General features: G+C 65.4%; 3 protein-coding genes. 1 reads left to right on the top strand and 2 read right to left on the bottom strand.

Annotation, left to right across the window (positions count from 1 at the left end; translation table 11 throughout):
- Positions 1-238: response regulator (locus sphst_RS14550; protein WP_159043653.1), on the bottom strand; the 238-nt coding region annotated here is incomplete at its 3' end.
- A 34-nt stretch (positions 239-272) separates the two neighbouring features.
- Positions 273-584, bottom strand: coding sequence for a hypothetical protein (locus sphst_RS14545; protein WP_031393489.1), 312 nt, complete (start codon positions 582-584; stop codon positions 273-275).
- Between the two features lie 110 nt (positions 585-694).
- Between sphst_RS14545 and sphst_RS14540 the strand changes: the two genes are divergently transcribed.
- The coding region (locus sphst_RS14540) for an ABC-F family ATP-binding cassette domain-containing protein (RefSeq protein WP_159043652.1) at positions 695-1,752 on the top strand (1,058 nt) is incomplete at its 3' end.

Raw genomic sequence — 1,752 nt, 5'->3', positions numbered from 1 at the left:
CGGTCAGCACCAGGACGGGCATGACCTTGCCCTCCTTGCGCCAGCGGTCGAGCACGGTAAGGCCGTCGATCTCGGGCAGGCCAAGGTCGAGCACGACGGCATCGTAATTCTCGGTCGAACCCAGGAAATGCCCCTCCTCGCCATCGACTGCGAGGTCGATCGCATAGCCGGCGCCCTCGAGGGTATTCTTGAGCTGAGCCCCAAGATTCGGCTCGTCCTCGACGATCAGAACGCGCATGATAATCCTCTCGCTTGAATTGCCCGCTACCGGGTTACCGGTCGGTGCGGCCGACGATCTGGCCAGTCCGGCCGTCGACATCGACCCAGATCACGGTTCCATCGCGCAGGAACTTGAGCGTGTAAATGGCGCTGCCCGAATCATAGTCGAAGCCAATATACTGCGAGCCGCGCATCGTCGGGATCACCCGCGCCTCGATTTCGCGCAACGACAGGGACCGCCCCGTCTTGCGGGCTTCGAAGGCGGATCGCTGGTCGCCATGCCGCTGATCGGGCGCCTGCGCGACGGCGACGCCCGTCAGCACCGGGAAAGCAGCAAAAGCGGTCAGGAACAGCAGCATCTTCATGGAGGTGGCATAGGCCCGACGCATTGAACAGCCTGTGAATGAGGGCGACAGCAGGACGACAGCATAGTGTAACTTGCCTGCATCACCCGGCGACCCTAGGTGACCCGGACATGGCAGCACCTATTCTCGCATTCGAAGGCCTCGGCCTTGTCCAGGGTTCTGGATGGCTTTTTCGCAACCTCGACATCCATATCGGTCCGCGCGATCGCCTCGCGCTGATCGGGCGCAACGGCGCGGGCAAGACGACCCTGCTCAAGCTGCTCGGCGGCAGCATCGAGGGCGATGAGGGCCGCCGGACGATCGTCCCGGGCACGCGGGTCGTCATCCTCGAGCAGGAGCCCGACCTGCGCGGTTTCGCAACCTTGCGCGACTATGTGATGGGCGGCGACGATGCGCCGGTCAGCTACGAAGCCGACTCGATCGCCGACCAGCTCGGCATCGATCTGTCGCGCGAAGCCGCATCCGCGTCGGGTGGCGAGCGCCGCCGCGCGGCGATCGTCCGTGCGCTGGCGCAGGACCCCGACGTGCTGCTGCTCGACGAGCCGACCAACCATCTCGACATCGGCGCAATCGAATGGATCGAGGACTGGCTCAAGCGCTTCCGCGGCGCGTTCGTCGTCATCAGCCATGACCGCACCTTCCTGACGCGTCTCACCAAGCAGACCCTGTGGCTCGATCGCGGGGCGATCCGCCGCGCCGAGGTTGGTTTTGGCGGGTTCGAGGCGTGGACCGAACAGGTCTATGCCGAGGAACAGCGCCAGGCCGAAAAGCTCGACGCGCGCCTGAAACTGGAGGAACATTGGCTGCTGCGCGGCGTCACCGGGCGCCGCAAGCGCAACCAGGGCCGCCTGACCAAGCTGCACGAGATGCGTGCCGAACGCGCGTCGATGGTCGGACCGCAGGGCTCCGCCAATCTCGTGACGGGCAGCGACGACGCCAAGTCGAAGGTCGTAATCGACGCGAAGAACGTCACCAAGGCCTATGGCGACCGGACGATCATCGGCGATTTGACGCTGCGCGTCACGCGCGGCGACCGGATCGGTATCGTCGGCCGCAACGGCGCGGGCAAATCGACGCTGTTGAAGCTGCTGACCGGCGAGATCCAGCCCGACAGCGGCTCGATCAAGCTCGCCCAGACGCTCGACGCGGTCGTGATCGACCAGCAGCG

This window comes from Sphingomonas sp. STIS6.2, assembly GCF_000732685.2.
Taxonomy (GTDB): Bacteria; Pseudomonadota; Alphaproteobacteria; order Sphingomonadales; family Sphingomonadaceae; genus Sphingomonas; species Sphingomonas aerolata.
Note: the sequence above shows the minus strand (reverse complement) of the source record. Positions and strands in the feature narration are given on the sequence as shown.